This is a genomic window from Amycolatopsis sp. NBC_01307 (genome assembly GCF_035975215.1).
GTDB lineage: Bacteria > Actinomycetota > Actinomycetes > Mycobacteriales > Pseudonocardiaceae > Amycolatopsis.
In genome coordinates this window covers 502,533-517,259 of record NZ_CP108403.1, presented here as the reverse complement: position 1 = coordinate 517,259, position 14,727 = coordinate 502,533, and the positions used below count along the sequence as shown (strand labels likewise).

14 protein-coding genes are annotated in these 14,727 nt (G+C 71.3%); 6 read left to right on the top strand and 8 right to left on the bottom strand.

The window, feature by feature from the left end:
* The first annotated feature begins 96 nt into the window (after window positions 1-96).
* Window positions 97-810, top strand: coding sequence for an alpha/beta fold hydrolase (locus tag OG439_RS02480; RefSeq protein ID WP_326947699.1), 714 nt, complete (start codon window positions 97-99; stop codon window positions 808-810).
* 61 nt (window positions 811-871) lie between these two features.
* On the opposite strand, the gene OG439_RS02475 is transcribed toward OG439_RS02480, so the two are convergent.
* The gene (locus tag OG439_RS02475) at window positions 872-1,531 is read right to left on the bottom strand and encodes a DUF3710 domain-containing protein (RefSeq protein ID WP_326947698.1); all 660 of its coding nucleotides are present in this window, start codon (window positions 1,529-1,531) and stop codon (window positions 872-874) included.
* Window positions 1,531-2,034, bottom strand: coding sequence for a dUTP diphosphatase (dut, locus tag OG439_RS02470; RefSeq protein WP_326947697.1), 504 nt, complete (start codon window positions 2,032-2,034; stop codon window positions 1,531-1,533). Before dut ends, OG439_RS02475 begins: the two co-directional genes overlap by 1 nt.
* A 24-nt stretch (window positions 2,035-2,058) precedes the next feature.
* Here dut and OG439_RS02465 point away from each other — a divergent pair, with 24 nt between their 5' ends.
* On the top strand, window positions 2,059-2,541 hold the full coding sequence (locus OG439_RS02465; RefSeq protein ID WP_326947696.1) for a DUF3093 domain-containing protein: 483 nt from the start codon (window positions 2,059-2,061) through the stop codon (window positions 2,539-2,541).
* 136 nt (window positions 2,542-2,677) lie between these two features.
* On the opposite strand, the gene OG439_RS02460 is transcribed toward OG439_RS02465, so the two are convergent.
* Entirely contained in the window at window positions 2,678-2,986 is a 309-nt protein-coding gene (locus OG439_RS02460; RefSeq protein WP_086676737.1) for a DUF4193 domain-containing protein, read from the bottom strand.
* A 516-nt stretch (window positions 2,987-3,502) separates the two neighbouring features.
* On the opposite strand from OG439_RS02460, the gene cei reads away from it, so the two are divergent.
* Window positions 3,503-4,186 carry an envelope integrity protein Cei gene (gene cei, locus OG439_RS02455; RefSeq protein ID WP_247049014.1) on the top strand — a complete coding sequence of 228 codons (684 nt, stop codon included), beginning with the start codon at window positions 3,503-3,505 and terminating at the stop codon, window positions 4,184-4,186.
* 187 nt (window positions 4,187-4,373) lie between these two features.
* Here the strand turns inward: cei and OG439_RS02450 are convergent, their stop codons facing one another.
* Window positions 4,374-5,195: an inositol monophosphatase family protein gene (locus tag OG439_RS02450; RefSeq protein WP_326947695.1), complete on the bottom strand. Its 822-nt coding sequence runs from the start codon at window positions 5,193-5,195 to the stop codon at window positions 4,374-4,376.
* Between the two features lie 64 nt (window positions 5,196-5,259).
* Between OG439_RS02450 and ppgK the strand changes: the two genes are divergently transcribed.
* The 3 genes from ppgK to OG439_RS02435 all read left to right on the top strand — a co-directional run bounded on the left by ppgK (window position 5,260) and on the right by OG439_RS02435 (window position 8,593).
* Window positions 5,260-6,027: a polyphosphate--glucose phosphotransferase gene (gene ppgK, locus OG439_RS02445; RefSeq protein ID WP_371827686.1), complete on the top strand. Its 768-nt coding sequence runs from the start codon at window positions 5,260-5,262 to the stop codon at window positions 6,025-6,027.
* A 219-nt stretch (window positions 6,028-6,246) separates the two neighbouring features.
* A complete protein-coding gene (locus OG439_RS02440; protein ID WP_326947694.1) occupies window positions 6,247-7,638 on the top strand; it encodes an RNA polymerase sigma factor in 1,392 nt (463 codons plus the stop codon).
* A 103-nt stretch (window positions 7,639-7,741) separates the two neighbouring features.
* Window positions 7,742-8,593 (top strand): LLM class flavin-dependent oxidoreductase, encoded by an 852-nt coding sequence (locus OG439_RS02435; RefSeq protein ID WP_326947693.1) that lies wholly within the window; start codon window positions 7,742-7,744, stop codon window positions 8,591-8,593.
* A 105-nt stretch (window positions 8,594-8,698) separates the two neighbouring features.
* Here OG439_RS02435 and OG439_RS02430 read toward each other — a convergent pair whose 3' ends face one another.
* The 4 genes from OG439_RS02430 to treS form a co-directional block, all read right to left on the bottom strand.
* Window positions 8,699-9,091 carry a hypothetical protein gene (locus OG439_RS02430; protein WP_326947692.1) on the bottom strand — a complete coding sequence of 131 codons (393 nt, stop codon included), beginning with the start codon at window positions 9,089-9,091 and terminating at the stop codon, window positions 8,699-8,701.
* A 198-nt stretch (window positions 9,092-9,289) separates the two neighbouring features.
* The gene (glgB, locus tag OG439_RS02425) at window positions 9,290-11,500 is read right to left on the bottom strand and encodes a 1,4-alpha-glucan branching protein GlgB (RefSeq protein ID WP_326951475.1); all 2,211 of its coding nucleotides are present in this window, start codon (window positions 11,498-11,500) and stop codon (window positions 9,290-9,292) included.
* A 5-nt stretch (window positions 11,501-11,505) separates the two neighbouring features.
* Window positions 11,506-12,879, bottom strand: coding sequence for a maltokinase N-terminal cap-like domain-containing protein (locus OG439_RS02420; RefSeq protein ID WP_326947691.1), 1,374 nt, complete (start codon window positions 12,877-12,879; stop codon window positions 11,506-11,508).
* A 5-nt stretch (window positions 12,880-12,884) separates the two neighbouring features.
* On the bottom strand, window positions 12,885-14,693 hold the full coding sequence (gene treS, locus OG439_RS02415) for a maltose alpha-D-glucosyltransferase (protein WP_247063535.1): 1,809 nt from the start codon (window positions 14,691-14,693) through the stop codon (window positions 12,885-12,887).
* Window positions 14,694-14,727: the final 34 nt, after the last annotated feature.

The following is a 14,727-nucleotide window of genomic DNA, read 5'->3' as shown; positions in this document are numbered from 1 at the left end:
TGTGCTCCGGGGCCCCCGACTTGGTCTTTGCGGCCCGAACGTTTCCAGCGTACTGCGGTCCCCGTCAGGGAAACGCCTTTGCGCAAAGATCGCAACGTGACGTCCGCAATCCCCGCTCCCGCCGCCGTGCTGCTGCCCGGCACCGGCTCCGACGAGGTGTTCGTCCGCGCCGTCTTCGCCGGCCCGCTGCGCGCCCTCGGCGTCCCGCTCCTCACGCCGGCGCCGCCACCGGGGGCGACGCTGGCCGACGGCTACCTGGCGATCCTCGACGCGCTGGCGGACGAACACGGCGAACTGCTCGTAGGCGGCATTTCGTTCGGCGCCCACCTGGCCGCGGAGTGGGCCGTGCGCAATCCCGGCCGTTGCGGGGGCCTGCTGGCCGCGCTCCCGGCCTGGAACGGGACTCCGGGCCCAGCACCCGCGTCGCTCGCCGCGTCGCTGTCGGCGGATCTGGTGGCCCGTTCCGGGGTCGACGGCGCGCTGGCGCAGACCGCCGGCAGCCCGGACTGGCTGCGGGCGGAACTGGACCGCGCCTGGCGCCGGCACGGCGACGGCCTGGCGGCGAGCCTGCGCGTCGCGGCGGCCCGCCCGGCGCCGTCACTGGCCGAGCTGGCGGCGCTGACGGTGCCCGCGGGCGTCGGCACGTGCACCGACGACCCGATACACCCGACGAAAGTCGCATCCGAGTGGGCCGCGGCCCTCCCTCGAGCGTCGCTGGGCCCGACGACCCTGGCCGCGCTGGGCGCCGACCGCGAGTCACTGGGCCGCGCGACGGTGCTCGCCTTCCTCAGGGCTTGCCAAAAGCCGTGAATGCCACATTGACGGACGCTATGTCCCTCAATGTGGCATTCACGGACTTTCGGGTCGAGCGTCAGCCCTGTTGCTGGGCGGCGATGTGCTCCGCGACCGCCTCGGGGAGCGTGATGGTCAGCGGCGTCCGGACCGGCATCGGCGCGTCACCGCGGTCGACGATCGTGCGGCGGACGATGTCCCGCAGCACCTCCACCGCCGCCGCGGCCTCCGACTGCGGCCCGGCGATGACGCCGCGCAGCATCCAGCGCGGCCGGTCGATGCCGACGAAGCGCAGCGAGACGTCGCCGACGATGGCCGAGATCTCCAGGCCCCACGCGCCGCGGCCGATGTTGACCTTGGCGCCGTCGGCCCGCAGCTGGTCGGCCAGCTCGGTGCTGACCTCCCGCCACAACCCGCCGGTGCGCGGCGCGGCGTACGCGCTGACCGTGATCTGGCCCTGCTCGGTGACGACGTGCACGGCCCGCACGCCGCTGGTCTCCGGGTCCATCTCGACCTGGACCTGCGACCCGTCGGGCACCGGCACCTTCACCGAGCCGAGGTCGATCCGCGGGACGCCGTCGTCCTCGAAGTCCGCGACGTCGAACGGGCCGTCGGAGACGTCCGACAGCTCGGAGTCCTCGCTGAACTCGTCGTCCTCGATCGTGTCGTCGGCATCGGGCGCGGCGTGCCGTCCCGCGGACCCGCCCTCGGTCCGCCGCTTGCGTCCGAAAATCCCCACTACTTCTCCGTTCCTTCCCCAGCCACGGCGCTCGCCGCGAGCGCGTCTGCTCCCAGTGTGGCGTGTCCGCCCGTGGAGCCGTAGCCGCCGGCGCCCCGTTCGGTCGCGTCGAGCTCGGCGACCTCGACGAACTCGGCGTGTTCGACCCGCTGCACGACCAGCTGGGCGATGCGGTCCCCGCGGGTGAGCTTCACCGGGTGCACCGGGTCGTGGTTGATCAGGCAGACCTTGATCTCACCGCGGTAGCCCGCGTCGATCGTGCCCGGGGTGTTGACCACCGAGAGACCGACCCGGGCGGCCAGGCCCGAGCGGGGGTGGACGAACCCCGCGAAACCCGGGGGGAGCGCGATCGCGACACCGGTGCCGACCACCCCGCGTTCCCCGGGTTCGAGCACGATATCCGAGGTCGTGACGAGATCGGCGCCCGCGTCGCCCGGTCGGGCGTAGGCGGGCAGCGGGACATCCGGGTCGAGCCGGGAGAGGAGTACCTGAACGCTGGACACGGGCGGCGAGATTACTCTCTACCCGTGGGTGAATCAGCGAAGACGGCCTCGAGCGCCGCGGTCCGGCACTCCGAGCGGCTCTACGTCCCGTGGTGGGGCTGGCCGCTGCCGGTCCTGGGCGCGATCCTCCTGGCGGCCGAGATCGACCTCGGGTACCCGGGGATCCGGGCCTGGCTGCCGTACGTGATCGCGTTGCCGGTGGTGGTGGCGCTGCTGCTGTCGCTCGGCAAGTCCCGGATCCGCGTCACCGGCGGTGACGAGCCCGAGCTGTGGGTGGGCGACGCGCACCTGCCGCTGCGCTACGTCGGCGAGGTGGAGATCTTCGACAAGGACGCCAAGCGCAAGGCGCTCGGCCGCGACGGCGACCCCGCGGCGTACGTGCTGCACCGCGGCTGGGTCGGCCCGGCCGTGCGGATCCGGCTCACCGACCCCGCGGACCCGACGCCGTACTGGCTGTTCAGCACCCGGCACCCGGAGCGCGTCGCCGAGCTGCTCAAGGGCGCCTGATCGCCCGGAGACGTGGAAGGGGGCCGGCCTGCCGGCCGGCCCCCTTGTCCCCAGCGCGCTTCGAGCCCTCCCTTGATCCCTCAGGGCTCTCCGTCGCGTCTGTTCGTCCCGAACCCTGGTCCGAGCTCCCGCGCCCTCAGGCGCAGTCGCGGCAGATCAGGCGTCCACCGCTCTCCTCGGCCAGCCTGCTGCGGTGGTGCACCAGGAAGCACACGGAGCAGGTGAACTCGTCCGCCTGCTTCGGCACCACCTTCACGGTCATGTCCTCACCGGAAAGCCCGGAGAGGTCGGCACCTGGAAGCTCGAAGTTCTCGGCGGTCGCGTCCTCGTCGACGTCGACGACGCCGGACTGGTTCTCGTTCCGCCGGGCCTTGAGCTCCTCCAACGAGTCTTCGGCCAGCTCGTCGGCTTCGCTGCGGCGCGGAGCGTCGTAGTCGGTAGCCATGTGTCCCTCACCCCTGCGATCAGCTTGTGTAGTCGTTTTCCCGGACCCTCGGGTGCGCCCGCGAGTCCGCCGTGCCGCTGGTCAACGTTCCAGGGCCGCTGTTTGTGCCCGACGGCCGGAGTGACCGAGGTCTCTCTCGTTTTGGGCCTCGTCCTGCGGCCGGAGCCCGGGAAGGGTAGCTCACGCCTTCGCGGCTTCTGCAACGAGTCAGACATTGCCGGGGATTCGTCACCCGACAGGGGGAACCCGCAGGTAAGACGCGTTGTCGTCCATTCGGGTTGCCCCCGGGTGGAGAACCTCACGGGGGGCCCGTGTCCGCTTGCCCCGGCCGACCCCCGCGTGGTGCGATCGCCGCACGGGGACAGGCCTCCGGGCGGCGCCCGGGACCACGGCGGCGCCCGGGAAACCGGCGGGGTGACCCGGACCCGCGCACGCGGGTCGCAGCGCCTAGGCTGATCGGCCACGACGGTGCCGACGAGCTGCCGTCGGGTTCTGGGTTCGGGAAGGGACGGGCAGGTGGCGTCGGGGAACGGCATCGGGGACCGTGCGGCGCGGCCGTACCGCAGGCACAAGCCACTGCCGGCGCTGATCGTCATCGGCGTGCTGGCGCTCGGCGCGATCATCGTCTGGATCAACGCCGCGGTCGGCAAGGGCGACGTCGACGAGGCCGTCCGGTGCGACCCGCAGGCCAGCCCGCCGCCGGGTGTCACGTTCAGCACACTCCCCCACAACGCCCTCGACGACCGCGCGCCGGTGCCGCCGGACAAGGTCGCGGTGAAGGTCCTCAACGCGTCGAGCACGCGCGGTCAGGGCAGCATCACGACGACGGCGCTGCACGAGCTCGGGTTCACCAACACCGGCGAGCCGGCCAACGACCCCGCCTACGAGAACCGCGAAGCGAAGTGCCGCGGCCAGATCCGCTTCGGCGAGAACGGCATCACCGCGGCCCGCACGCTCGGCCTGGTGGTGCCCTGCGCCGAGCTGGTCCAGGACAACCGCAAGGACGCCAGCGTCGACCTCGTCACCGGCACCAACTTCGGCGACATCCGCCCGCGCGCCGAGGCCCGCCAGGTCCTCACCCAGCTCGCCGAGTGGTCCAAGGCCCACCAGGGCGGCGGCGGCAACGAGCAGTCCGCGGGCGCCCAGGCCCCGGTCATCGACCAGACCCTGCTGGCCTCGGCCCGCGACGTCCAGTGCTGACCCGCTGACCCGACCCCCTGCGTACGCGACCCGACCCTCTGGGTACGTGAGCCGACCGCACAATCACGCGAGTCGTCCCCTCAATCACGCGTGTCGTCCACCCAATCACGCGTGATGCCTCTCCAGACACGCGCGATGCCCTCCCGATCACGCGTGTCCGGCCCTCAGAGCCTCCGCAACGGCCCTCTCAGACGTCCGCGGCCCCGCACTCCCCCAGCGCCTTCCGCAGCGGCTCCGCGATCGACGGCGCCGCCGCGTACGTCGCGTCCGCGCCGAGGTCCGGCGCCGCACCCGGCAGCACGACCGTCGCGCCTGCCTCCGCCGCGATCAGCGCGCCCGCGGCCCAGTCCCAGCGGTGCAGGCCGTGCTCGACGTACGCGTCCAGCCAGCCCGCCGCGACCGCGCACAGGTCGAGCGACGCCGCGCCGTTGCGGCGGATGTCGCGCACCCGCCCGAGCAGCCCCGCCGCGAACCGCGCCTGCCGCGTCCGCCGCTCCGCCGAGTACGCGAACCCGGTCCCGACGAGCGTCAGCTCCAGCCGCGACGGCGCCGAGACGCCCAGCCGGCGGCCGTCGAGCCACGCGCCCTGACCGCGAGCGGCCGACCACACCCGCCCGCTCGCCGGCTCGACGACGGCGCCGGCCACCGACACCCCGCCGATCTGCGCGGCGACGGACACGCCGAACCACGGCAGGCCGTAGAGGAAGTTGACCGTGCCGTCGATCGGGTCGACGACCCACGTGACGCCGTCGTCACCCGCGGTCCCGCCGCCCTCCTCGCCCAGCACCGGCTCGCCGGGCCGCAGTTCGGCGAGCCGGGCGCGGACGAGCCGCTCCGACTCGTGGTCGACGGCGGTGACCACGTCGGTGTCCGCGGACTTGGTGTCCACGGCGACCGACCGGCCCGCCGCCATCCCGGCCCAGGCCTCGCGGACCAGCTCGGCGGCGTCCGTCGCGACCTGCACCGCGACGCTTTTCAGCAACGACTCGTCAACTCCCACGTCCGCCATGTCACCACATCCGGTTAAAGTCTCCGAGGCAGGCTTCTGAATCGTGCGAGAAGGGACCACGTCCGTGGTGGAGGCGACCCGCCGAGGTTTCGGCATCGACATCGGCGGCAGCGGGATCAAGGGCGCGTTGGTCGACCTGGACCGGGGGCAGCTCATCGGCGACCGGATCCGGATCGAGACGCCCAAGCCGTCCACCCCCTCGGCGGTGGCGGACGTCGTCGCCGAGATCGTGGCGCAGGCGGGCTGGGGCGGGCCGGTCGGCGTGACCCTGCCGGCGGTCGTGAAGAAGGGCGTCGCGCACACCGCGGCCAACATCGACAAGCAGTGGATCGGCACCGACGCCGACGCGCTGTTCGCCAAGCGGCTCGGGGTCGGCGTCGACCAGGTCGCCATGCTCAACGACGCCGACGCGGCCGGCATGGCGGAGATCCGCTTCGGCGACCCCGTCGCGCGCACCGGCGTCACGGCGCTGCTGACCTTCGGCACCGGCATCGGCAGCGCGGTGTTCCAGGACGGCAAGCTCGTCCCGAACACCGAGTTCGGCCACCTGGAGATCGACGGCCACGACGCGGAGAAGCGCGCGGCCGCGTCGGTGAAGGACAACGAGGGCCTGACCTACCCCGAATGGTCCAAGCGGGTGCACCGTTATCTGACCGTGCTGGAAAACCTGATCTGGCCGGATCTGTTCATCGTCGGCGGCGGCGTCAGCAAGAAGGCCGAGAAATGGGTGCCGCTGCTGGACATCCGGACCCCGGTGCTGGTCGCGAAGCTGCTGAACAACGCCGGGATCGTCGGGGCCGCGGCCGCCGCGGCCGAGGGCATCCAGCACTAGACCGACGCCGGATCCGGCGTCGGTTTCGACGCCGATTCGACACCTCCGGCCGGCCGGAGGGTGATCGCTTCGCGACGCAGGCGCGTACCGTCGTTACAATGGAACACGGCCCACGGCTGCGGAGGCCAAAACCGCAGGCCGAGGCTGTTCCCCGAATGTGAGGCAGCAGTGGCTCCTAGTCCGCTGCTCGTCATGATCGACCGCTGCGAAAGGGCGTAAGTGGCAGCCGCAAGAACCGCAACCCGAGGCGGGACGAAGACAGCGACCGCAGCCGGCGAGCCGGCCGAAGAGGCAGCCACCGGGACGGCGAAGCCAGCGGCGCGCAAGACCACCACTGCCAAGAAGGCACCGGCCAAGAAGGCACCGGCGAAGAAGCCCGGGACCAAGGGCGAGGACGGCGAGCCCGACGGTCCCGAGGGCATCGAGGGCGAGCTCGACTCGCCCGACTTGTCGGACCTGGAAGAAGTCGAGGTCGAGGTCGACGTCGTCGAGGAGACGGTCGCCGACACGCCGGATGCCGACGACGATGACGACGACGAGGAATCCGACGAGGAGACCCCGGCGCAGCGTCGTCGCGGCGCGGCCGCCGACAAGGCGGCCGCGGCCAAGAGCTCCGACAACCCGGACTTCGTCTGGGACGAGGAGGAGTCGGAGGCCCTGCGCCAGGCGCGCAAGGACGCCGAGCTCACCGCGTCGGCCGACTCCGTGCGTGCCTACCTCAAGCAGATCGGCAAGGTCGCGCTGCTGAACGCGGAGGAGGAGGTGGAGCTCGCCAAGCGGATCGAGGCCGGGCTCTACGCCGCCGAGCGGGTGCGCACGGCCGAAGAAGAGGGCGAAAAGCTCGTCACGCAGATGCGCCGCGATCTCAAGTGGATCGTGCGTGACGGCGAGCGGGCCAAGAACCACCTCCTGGAGGCGAACCTCCGGCTCGTGGTGTCGCTGGCCAAGCGCTACACCGGCCGTGGCATGGCGTTCCTGGACCTCATCCAGGAGGGCAACCTCGGCCTGATCCGCGCGGTGGAGAAGTTCGACTACACCAAGGGCTACAAGTTCTCGACGTACGCCACGTGGTGGATCCGCCAGGCGATCACCCGCGCGATGGCCGACCAGGCCCGCACCATCCGCATCCCGGTGCACATGGTCGAGGTCATCAACAAGCTCGGCCGCATACAGCGTGAGCTGCTCCAGGACCTCGGCCGCGAGCCGACCCCGGAAGAGCTGGCCAAGGAAATGGACATCTCCCCGGAGAAGGTCCTGGAGATCCAGCAGTACGCGCGTGAGCCGATCTCGCTCGACCAGACCATCGGCGACGAGGGCGACTCCCAGCTCGGTGACTTCATCGAAGACTCCGAAGCCGTCGTCGCGGTCGACGCCGTGTCGTTCACGCTGCTGCAGGACCAGCTCCAGTCGGTGCTGCAGACGCTGTCCGAGCGCGAGGCGGGCGTCGTCCGGCTGCGCTTCGGCCTGACGGACGGCCAGCCGCGCACGCTCGACGAGATCGGCCAGGTGTACGGGGTGACCCGTGAGCGCATCCGGCAGATCGAGTCGAAGACGATGTCGAAGCTGCGTCACCCGTCGCGGTCCCAGGTGCTGCGCGACTACCTGGACTGATTTTCCTTCGGTACCAACGAAGAACCCCGCCACGATCGTGGCGGGGTTCTTCGTTTTCCGGGATGGTGGGATGGAGATCATTTTCCTTCCTGAGGAGCCTCCATTGCAGATCGGCATCGGATTGCCGAACCAGGTCCGGGACATGCGCCCGGCCCTCCTTCCCGGCTGGGCCGCGCGCGCCGAGGCCGCCGGGTTCTCGACGCTCGGCACGGTCGGCCGGATCGCCTACCCCGGCGTGATGGACACCGTCGCGCTGGCCGCCGCGGCCGGCGCGACGTCGCGGATCGGCCTGGTCAGCAACGTCCTGCTCGGCACCGTGTGGCCGCCCGTGCTGCTGGCGAAGGAGATCGCGGGCATCGACGGCGTCTCCGGCGGCCGGCTCACCCTCGGCATCGGGATCGGCGGCCGGCCGGACGACTTCGTCACCGGCGGGCTCGGCCCGAAGGGGCTCGGCAAGCGGATCGACGCCGACCTCGAGGTCTACCGGGACGTGTGGAACGGCCGGCCCGTCGGCGGCGGGGACAATCCGGCGGTCCCGGCCGGCACGCGCGAGGTGCCGCTGCTGTTCGGCGGGTTCGCGCCCAACGCCCTGGCCCGGATGGCGAAGCACGGCCAGGGTTACGTCGGCGGTTCGATGCCGCCCGGGATGGTCGCCGACGCCTTCGACAAGGCCCGTGCGGCCTGGCGTGACGGCGGCCGCGAGGGCGACCCGCGGCTCGTCGCCATCGTCTACTACGCGCTCGGCGAGCCGGACACCGGCCGCGCGAAGGTCGGCGACTACTACAGCAACCTGGGCGAGCTGGCCAAGGTCGTCGTGGACAACGTCCGCACGACGCCGGAAGCCGTGCGGGCCGCGGTGAAGGAGTTCGCCGACCTCGGCGCGGACGAGCTGATCTTCAACCCGGCCACCGACGAGATCGACGACGTCGAACGGCTCGCCGAGATCGTGCTGTGACACCGCCGGGACGTAGTCGTCGCAGGCGGCCGGCGGCCGAGGCCAGGGGCGTCCACAAAGGACAGCCGGACCAGGGTGCCGCCGGGCGTACACGTCCCGTACAACTCAGGGGACGGCCAGGCCACGCTCCCGCAGTGACTGCTCGACGCGCAGGCGTTCGATCTCGCGGTCCATGCCCTCCGGCAGCTCGGCGAGCCGGTGCGGGACGCCGATCTGCCGGCAGGCCTGGGCGAGCAGTTCGTCGTAGGCCTGCCGGGTGCCGTACCGCCGCGCGGCCGAGGTGCCGGACGGGTAGTCGACGAGCAGCCGGTGCACCCGGCGCAGGTCCGCGGCGACCCGCTCGATCGGGGGCCCCTGCGGCTGCGGCTTCGCGAACTTCTCCCGCGCCCGCCGCAGCAGGTCCGGGGCGCGCAGCGCGCACCAGAAGAGCACCGTGGGAATGATGCAGACCACGGCGAACAGGATCAAGTTCCCGAGGACGCCTCCGGCGCCGGCCATGCCCTCATCGTAAGCCCGCAACACGGGCCCGCCGGACCCATTTTCGCGTCAACCCACGTGATCGAACACGGGACTCGCGTGATCGAGCACGTGACCCACGTGATCAGAGACGGAACTCGCGAGATCCGGCTTCGATCACGCGAGTTCCGGCCTCGATCACGTGGGTCACGGCTTCGATCACGTGGGTCACGGCTTCGATCACGGGAGTTCGGGGACCGCCGGGGGTGTCTCTTCGGCGAGCCAGAGGACTCCGGCGGGCGGGAGCTGGAGGATCGCCGAGGCCGGCTGGCCGTGCCACGGTGAGGTGACCGCCTCCACCGCGCCCAGGTTGCCGACGCCCGAGCCGCCGTAGGCTTCGGCGTCGGTGTTGACCACCTCGCGCCAGCGGCCCGCGGACGGGAGGCCGACCCGGTAGTCGTGGTGCGGGACGCCGGCGAAGTTGGCGACGCACGCCAGCCGCGAGCCGTCGGCGCCGATGCGCAGGAAGCTCAGGACGTTGCCGCCGGAGTCGTTGGCGTCGATCCAGGCGAAGCCCTCCGGCGAGGTGTCCTGGCTGAACAGCGCCGGCGTCGTCTTGTACACCGAGTTCAGCGCCCGCAGCAGGTCCTGCACGCCGCGGTGCAGCGGCTCGTCGAGCAGGTGCCAGTCGAGCGACCGCTGCTCGGACCACTCCTGCGGCTGGCCGAACTCGCCACCCATGAACAGCAGCTGCTTACCCGGGTGGGCCCACATGAACGCCAGCAGCGAGCGCAGCCCGGCCGCCTTGTTCCAGTCGTCGCCCGGCATCCGGCCCCACAGGGATCCCTTGCCGTGCACCACTTCGTCGTGCGAGAGCGGCAGGACGAAGTTCTCGCTCCACGCGTACACGAGCGAGAACGTCATCTCGTTGTGGTGGTAGGCGCGGTGGATCGGCTCGTGGGACAGGTAGCGGAGCGTGTCGTGCATCCACCCCATGTTCCACTTGAAGCCGAAGCCGAGGCCGCCCAGGTGGGTCGGGCGCGTGACGCCCGGCCACGCCGTCGACTCCTCGGCCACCATCACCACGCCCGGGTGTCGCTTGTAGACGGTCGCGTTCAGCTCCTGCAGGAACCGCACCGCGTCCAGGTTTTCGCGGCCACCGTACTGGTTCGGCAGCCACTCCCCTTCCTTGCGGGAGTAGTCGAGGTAGAGCATCGACGCCACCGCGTCGACGCGCAGCCCGTCGAGGTGGAACTCCTCGATCCAGAACAGCGCGTTGGCGACGAGGAAGTTGCGGACCTCGTTGCGGCCGAAGTCGAACACGAGCGTGCCCCAGTCGGGCTGCTCGCCGCGGCGCGGGTCCGCGTGCTCGTACAGCGCCGTGCCGTCGAACTTCGCCAGCGCCCAGATGTCCTTGGGGAAGTGCGCGGGCACCCAGTCGACGAGCACGCCGATCCCCCGCTGGTGCAGGCGGTCGACGAAGTAGCGGAAGTCGTCGGGCGAGCCGAAGCGGGACGTCGGCGCGTAGTACGACGTCACCTGGTAGCCCCAGGAGCCGCCGAACGGGTGCTCCGACACCGGCAGCAGCTCGACGTGCGTGAAGCCCGTCTCGACGACGTAGTCGCCCAGCTGGTCGGCCAGCTCGCGGTAGTCCAGGCCGGGGCGCCACGAACCGAGGTGGACCTCGTAGACGCTCATCGGCGCCGCGGCCCACTGGGTCGCTTCGCGCTGCGCGACCCACTCGTCGTCTTCCCAGCTGTACGCCGTGCGCGTGACGACCGACGCCGTCGCGGGCGGCAGCTCGGTGCCGAACGCCATCGGGTCGGCCTTCTCCTGCCAGTTCCCGTCGGCGCCGAGGATCCGGAACTTGTAGCAGGCGCCGGTCCCGACGCCGGGCACGAACAGCTCCCAGATCCCGGACGAGCCCAGCGAGCGCATCGCGTGCCCGCGCCCGTCCCAGCCGTTGAAGTCGCCGATCACGCGGATGCCGCGGGCGTTCGGCGCCCAGACGGCGAACGACGTGCCCTCGACGGCTCCACCGGGCGTGTCGTAGGAGCGCACGTGCGCGCCCAGCGCCTCCCAGAGCCGCTCGTGCCGGCCTTCGCCGATCAGGTGCAGGTCCAGCTCGCCGACCGTGGGCAGCCAGCGGTACGGGTCGTCGGCGGTGACGCTGTGGCCGTCGTACTCGACTTCCAGGCGGTAGTCACCGGGGTGCTCCGGCACGGCGACGGCGAACAGCGCGTCGATCACCGGCTCCATCGGGTACCGGTGTTCGCCGACGCTCAGCGCGACGGCCTTGGCGCCGGGCAGCAGCGCCCGCGCCGCGAACCCCTTGCCCACGGCGTGCACGCCCAGCACCGAGTGCGGGTCGTGGTGCGAGCCGGCCAGCAGCCGGTCGATGTCGGCGGCCGGCGGGGCCGCGTCCGGCAGTTCTTCCGGTACCGCGTTCACGTTCTTCACCCATCTCCCCGCATGATCCGGGCGATCGAGGCGAGCGGGACGCCCAGCCAGTCGGGCCGGTTCGCGTACTCGTAGCTCACTTCGTAGATCGCCTTGTCCAGTTCGAACGCGCGCAGCAGCTCACCCTGGTCCCGGGGGTCCGCCGCGATCGCGGCGTAACCCTCGCAGAACGCCGTGCGGTTGCGGGCCGACCACTCCTGCGCCCGCTCGGCCAGCTCCGGGTCGTCCGGCTGCCCGACCAGCATCTGCTGGGCGGCGTAGTCGAACGACCTCAGCATGCCCGCCACGTCGCGCAACGGCGACCTGAGCGCGTGCCGCTCCTCGACCGGGGCCGCGGGCTCGCCCTCGAAGTCGATGAGCAGCCAGCCGGTGACCGTCCGCAGCACCTGGCCCAGGTGCAGGTCGCCGTGGATGAACTGCATCGAGACCGAGTCGGCGGGCAGCGTCCGGAGCGTCTCGAACGACGCCCGCAGCGCCGGCGCGTACGCGGCCAGCTCCGGGACCTGCCCGGCGACGGTCTCCAGCCGCGCGATCATGGCCTTCATCGTGCGGTCCAGCTCGTCGGCGTCGACGCCCTCGGTGTCGAGCGCCGCGGCCAGGTCCGCGTGCACCTCGGCGACCGCGCGGCCCAGCCGCTCGGCCTCGCCGGCGAAGTCGCCGCCGACCTCCTCGGCGTGCCGCTCCGGGCCGGCCATCAGGTCGCGGACGCTGGTGGTGGCCATCGCCCAGCCGTCGACCGCGTCCGGGATGAACTGCTGGAGCATGCCGACCGTGGTCGGCTCGCCGTCCAGGTCGCCGGTGATCGAGCCGAGCGGCGCGGCGATGTGCTTGCTGCCGACCTTCTGCAGCGCGCGGTGCAGGAGCAGGTCCTTGTTCTGGCCCGGGGTCAGCTTGCGGAACAGCTTGAGGATGTACTGGCCGCCGTAGACCAGCGAGGTGTTGCTCTGCTCCGACGAGATCGGCCGGGCGCGCAGCCCGGTCTCCAGCTCCACGCCGGGCTCGTGCCCGAAGCCGAGCGCGCCGACGCGCCCCTCGCTCGCCATCAGGTCCAGCAGCACGCCGGTCAGGTCCGCGTCCGCGGACGCCTCGTAGGCGTTCAGGTCGCCACCGGCGACGATCCAGCTGCCCGACGCGATCTCCGGTGGGTGCGTCCGCCGGCCGACGAGCAGCTGGTAGGGCTCGCGGCGGTCGCCCTGGATCACCTCGATGACCAGGTGCAGCAGCTGCGGGTCGCCTTCGACCAGCTCGGTCACGCCGAGCGGCCGGACACCGGTCACCGGCCGGTCCTTGCCGGCGAACCAGCGCTGGGCCGGCAGCCACCGGGCCAGATCGCCGGTCAGTGCGTCGACCAGCTCACTGGTCTCGGACACGGAACTCACCTCGCTTCGCCTTCGTCTCCCGGGGTCGTCAGCTGGAACCAGTAGAAGCCGTGCCCCGGCAGCGTCAGCAGGTAGGACAGCTCCCCGATGCCCGGGAAGCGCACGCCGCCGGTCAGCTCGACCGGCACGCACCCGCGGTGCGCGGACAGGTCCAGCTCCACCGGCTGCGGGAAGCGGGAGAGGTTGTTCACGCAGAGCACCGTGTCCTCACCGCCGTCCGGGCGCCGCCACTGGCGCTTGTAGGCCAGCACGCTCGGGTTGGAGCCGCCGAGGTCGACGAACTCCCCTTCGGCGAAGGCGTGGTGCTGCTTGCGCACCTCGATCATCCGCCGGGTCCAGTTGAGCAGGGAGGAATCGTTGTTGGACTGGGCTTCGACGTTCAGGCCCTGGTACCCGTAGACCGGGTCCATGATCACCGGGAGGTAGATCCGGCCCGGGTCGCAGGAGGAGAACCCGGCGTTGCGGTCCGGGGTCCACTGCATGGGTGTGCGCACCGCGTCGCGATCGCCGAGCCAGATGTTGTCTCCCATGCCGATCTCGTCACCGTAGTACAGAACGGGCGAGCCCGGGAGGGACAACAGCATCGCCGTGAACAGCTCCTGCTGGTTCCGGTCGTTGTCGAGCAGCGGGGCCAGCCGGCGGCGGATGCCGATGTTGGCCTTCATCCGCGGGTCCTTGGCGTACTCCGTGTACATGTAGTCGCGCTCTTCGTCGGTGACCATCTCGAGGGTCAGCTCGTCGTGGTTGCGCAGGAAGATGCCCCACTGGGTGCCGTCGGGGATCTGCGGGGTCTGGGTGAGGATCTCCGAGATCGGGAACCGGGACTCGCGGCGCACGGCCATGAAGATCCGCGGCATCAGCGGGAAGTGGAACGCCATGTGGCACTCGTCGCCGCCGACCGCCGGGTCGCCGAAGTACTCGACGACGTCGGAGGGCCACTGGTTCGCCTCGGCCAGCAGGATCCGGCCGGGGTACTCGTCGTCGACGACCTTGCGGCAGCGCTTGAGGAACTCGTGCGTGCGCGGCAGGTTCTCGCAGTTGGTGCCCTCCTGCTCGAACAGGTACGGCACGGCGTCGAGGCGGAAGCCGTCGATCCCCAGGTCCAGCCAGAACCGCAGGGTGTCGATCATGGCGTTCTGGACGTCGGGGTTCTCGAAGTTCAGGTCGGGCTGGTGGGAGAAGAACCGGTGCCAGTAGAACTGGCCGCGCACCGGGTCGTACGTCCAGTTGGACGACTCGGTGTCGACGAAGATGATCCGCGCGTCGGCGTAGCGGGAGTCGTCGTCGCTCCACACGTAGTAGTCGCCGTACGGGCCGTCCGGGTCGCTGCGCGACTGCTGGAACCACGGGTGCGCGTCCGACGTGTGGTTGAGCACCAGGTCGGTGATCACGCGGATGCCGCGCCGGTGCGCCTCGTTCAGCAGGAAGACGAAGTCCTCGACGCTGCCGAACTCCGGCAGCACGGCCCGGAAGTCGCTGATGTCGTACCCGCCGTCGCGCAGCGGCGACGCGTAGAACGGCGGCAGCCACAGGCAGTCGATGCCCAGCCACGCCAGGTAGTCCAGCCGGCCGGCCAAGCCGCGCAGGTCGCCGGTGCCGTCGCCGTTCGAGTCGGCGAAGGCGCGCACCAGCACCTCGTAGAACACCGCGCCCTTGAACCACGCCGGGTTGCTCGGCGCCTGCTGCGCCGAGCGGAAATCCTCGGCCTGGGGTTCGACCAGCATCCCGTCGGCCGTCATGGCCTCACCGGTGTGCGGCACGCCCTCGAGCCCGAGCGCCGCGTCGGGGCGAGTCTCCTCCGCCATGTGTTCCACCTCGTCCCTCAAGTCCCGCACTTCC